This window comes from Streptomyces sp. NPDC020996 (assembly GCF_040641355.1).
In the GTDB taxonomy this organism is placed as follows: Bacteria; Actinomycetota; Actinomycetes; order Streptomycetales; family Streptomycetaceae; genus Streptomyces.
This window is the reverse complement of sequence record NZ_JBFADM010000137.1, coordinates 1-3,583: the sequence shown is the minus strand read 5'-3', so window position 1 is coordinate 3,583 and position 3,583 is coordinate 1. Positions and strand designations below refer to the sequence as shown.

Below are 3,583 nucleotides of genomic sequence, written 5' to 3'. Positions count from 1 at the left end.
GCGGCGAACACGTTCTTGGATGCGTTGGCGCAGTATCGGCGGCATCGTGGGTTGCCGGCGGTGTCGTTGGCGTGGGGGCAGTGGGCCGAGTCCAGTGGCATGACCGGCACCCTCGACGCCACCGACCTCGCGCGGCTCGGACGGTCCGGGTTCCTGCCGATGAGCAACGAGGAGGGCCTCGCCCTCTTCGACGACGCCCTCCGGCAGGACGAACCGCTCCTCGCCGCCGCGCGTCTCGACCTCTCCGCCCTGCGTGAGAAGGCCCGCGGCAGCGCCCTGCCCGCCGTGCTCAAGGGACTCGTCCGCACCACCGCACGACGCGCCGCCACCACGGACGCCCGGACGGCCGCGACGGACGGGGCCGGGGTGTCGCCGGCGCAGCGTCTGGCCGCGCTCCCCGAGGCCGAGCGCCGGCACGCCCTGCTCGACCTCGTGCGCACGAACGTCGCCGTGGTCCTCGGCCACGGCACACCCGGCGCGATCGGCTCCGAGCGCAGCTTCAAGGAACTGGGGTTCGACTCGCTGACCGCCGTCGAACTCCGCAACCGGCTCACCACCGCCGCCGGGCTGCGCCTGCCCCCCACGCTGATCTTCGACTACCCGACGGTCGGCGCACTCGCCGCCCACCTGCTGGCCGAACTGGCCCCCGCGGAGCAGCCTGCGCCCACCGGGAACCTGCTCGCCGAACTCGACCGCTTCGAGTCCGCCGTCCTGGCCGCCGACCCGCACGGCCCCGGGCACGACCAGATCGCCGCCCGCCTCGAGGAGATGCTGCGGCGATGGCAGTCGGCGGCCACCCCGCAGCACGGCGAACCGGCGGAGGACGGGGACCGGGTCGCCGACCGCCTCCAGTCCGCCTCCGCCGAAGAAGTCCTCGACTTCATCCAGAACGAGCTCGGCGTGAACTGACCCGTCGCCCAGCGCACGACCCACCCCCAGCAATGCCAGGAAAAGCAGCCAGGAATCCCAGGAACGCCGGGAAAGCCAGGGAAGGACGCGCCGCAATGGCGAACGAGGACAAGCTCGTCGAATCCCTCAAGCGGGTCGCAGCCGAACTCCACGAGACCCGGCAGCGGCTCGCCGAGGCCGAGAACAGGGGCAGCGAACCGATCGCTCTCGTCGGCATGGCGTGCCGCTACCCTGGCGGCGTCCGCTCGCCCGAGGACCTGTGGGAACTGGTGGCGCAGGGCCGCGACGCGATCTCCGGCTTCCCCACCGACCGCGGCTGGAACCTGGACGAGCTCTACCACCCCGACCCCGACCACCCCGGCACCACCTACACCCGCTCCGGCGGATTCCTCCACGACGCCCCGGACTTCGACCCCGGGCTCTTCGGCATCTCGCCGCGCGAGGCCCTGGCCATGGACCCGCAGCAGCGGCTCCTGCTGGAAACCTCCTGGGAGGCCCTGGAGGCCTCCGGGCTCGACCCGCTCTCCCTCAAGGGCACCCGCACCGGCGTCTACGTAGGCGCCGCCACCCCCGCCTACATCGTCGGCGGCCACAACTCCCAGAACGGCGCCGAGGGCTACTCCCTGACCGGCACCTCCGGCAGCGTCGTCTCCGGCCGTCTGGCCTACCACTACGGCTTCGAGGGCCCGGCCGTCACCGTCGACACCGCCTGCTCCTCCTCCCTCGTCGCCCTGCACTGGGCCTGCCAAGCCCTGCGGCACGGAGAGTGCACCATGGCCCTCGCGGGCGGCGTCAGCGTCATGTCCGTACCCGGCCTCTTCGTCGAGTTCAGCCGGCAGCGCGGACTGTCGCCCGACGGCCGCTGCAAGGCCTTCGCCGCCGCCGCCGACGGCACCGGCTGGGGCGAGGGCGTCGGCGTCATCGTCCTGGCGAAGCTCTCCGACGCCCTCCGCGACGGCCACCGCGTCCTGGCCGTCGTCCGCGGCTCCGCCGTCAACCAGGACGGCGCCTCCAACGGCCTCGCCGCCCCCAACGGCCCCTCCCAGCAGCGCGTCATCCGCGCCGCACTCGCCAACGCCCGGCTGCGCCCGCGCGACATCGACGCCGTCGAGGCGCACGGCACCGGCACCACCCTCGGTGACCCCATCGAAGCCCAGGCCGTCATCGCCACCTACGGCCAGGACCGCCCCGACGGCCGGCCGCTGTGGCTCGGCTCCCTGAAGTCGAACATCGGCCACACCGCGGCCGCCGCGGGCATCGCCGGCGTCATCAAGATGACCATGGCCCTCCGCCACCGCACCCTGCCCAAGACCCTCCACGTCGACGCCCCCACCCCGCACGTCGACTGGCAGGCGGGTGCGGTGGAACTCCTCACCGAGACCCGCGACTGGCCCACCACGTCCAACGACGACCGGCCCCGCCGCGCCGCCGTCTCCGCCTTCGGCATCAGCGGAACCAACGCCCACCTCGTCCTCGAAGAGGCCGCGACCCTCGCCCGGCCCGAACCCCGACCGGCCCCGGCCGCCGTACCGCTGGCATCCGGCACGCCCGTCCCGTGGCCGATCGCCGCACACAGCGCCGACGCCCTGCGCGGCCAGGCCGCCCGGATGCGCATCTTCGCCGCCGCCGACGCGCCCCGGCCCGCCGACACGGCCCTCTCCCTGGCCACCACCCGCGCTGCCCTCACCCACCGAGCCGTGATCGTCACCGCCGACACCACGGCACGCCTCGACGTCCTCGGCCGCCTGGCCGCCGCCGAGACCACACCCCACGCCGTCCAGGGGACCGCGGGCATCGAGGGCGACACGGTGTTCGTGTTTCCGGGTCAGGGGTCGCAGTGGGCGGGTATGGCGGTGGAGCTGTACGGGGCTTCGCCGGTGTTCGCCGCGCGGTTGGAGGAGTGTGCGCGGGCGCTGTCGGGGTTCGTGGACTGGTCGCTGCTGGATGTGCTGCGGGGCGTCGACGGCGCGTCCGGCTTCGACCGCGTGGATGTGGTGCAGCCCGCGCTGTGGGCGGTGATGGTGTCGCTGGCGGAGTTGTGGCGGTCGGTGGGTGTGGAGCCGGCCGCGGTGGTCGGTCACTCGCAGGGCGAGATCGCGGCGGCCGCCGTCGCCGGGGTGCTGAGCCTGGAGGACGCGGCGAAGGTGTCCGCGTTGCGGGCTCGTGCGCTGATCGCTTTGGCGGGTAAGGGCGGGATGGTGTCGGTGGCGGACACGGCCGACGCCGTGCGGGAGCGGATCGCTTCCTTCGGTGACCGGCTGGCGCTGGCTTCGGTCAACGGTCCGCAGTCCACGGTTGTTTCGGGTGATCCCGAGGCGCTGGACGAGTTGATGGCGGCCTGCGAGGCGGACGGTGTGCGCGCCCGGCGTATCAACGTGGACTACGCCTCGCACGGCCCGCAGGTCGAGCTGATCCGTGACGAGGTGATCGGCCTGCTGGACGGGATCCGGCCGCGCACCGCCCAGGTGCCGTTCTTCTCCACCGTGACCGGTGCTTTCGTCGACGGTGCGGAGTTGGACGCGGAGTACTGGTACACGAACCTGCGCACGACGGTCCGTTTCCAGGAGGCCGTGGAGGGTCTGCTGGCGCGCGGGCATGGTCTGTTCGTCGAGTCCAGTGCGCACCCGGTGCTGACGATCGGCGTGCAGGAGAGCATCGACGCCTCCGATGCGAC

Annotated in this window: 2 protein-coding genes and 1 pseudogene; all 3 read left to right on the top strand. The window is 73.2% G+C overall.

Annotated elements, in window-relative coordinates; translation table 11 throughout:
- Nucleotides 1-78 (top strand): annotated as a pseudogene (locus AB0G63_RS38935) (KR domain-containing protein); the annotation flags it as partial.
- A 21-nt stretch (nt 79-99) separates the two neighbouring features.
- Nucleotides 100-909: a phosphopantetheine-binding protein gene (locus AB0G63_RS38930; RefSeq protein ID WP_360760594.1), complete on the top strand. Its 810-nt coding sequence runs from the start codon at nt 100-102 to the stop codon at nt 907-909.
- Nucleotides 910-1,004: 95 nt separating this feature from the next.
- On the top strand, nt 1,005-3,583 hold a 2,579-nt coding region (locus AB0G63_RS38925; RefSeq protein WP_360760591.1), incomplete at its 3' end, for a type I polyketide synthase.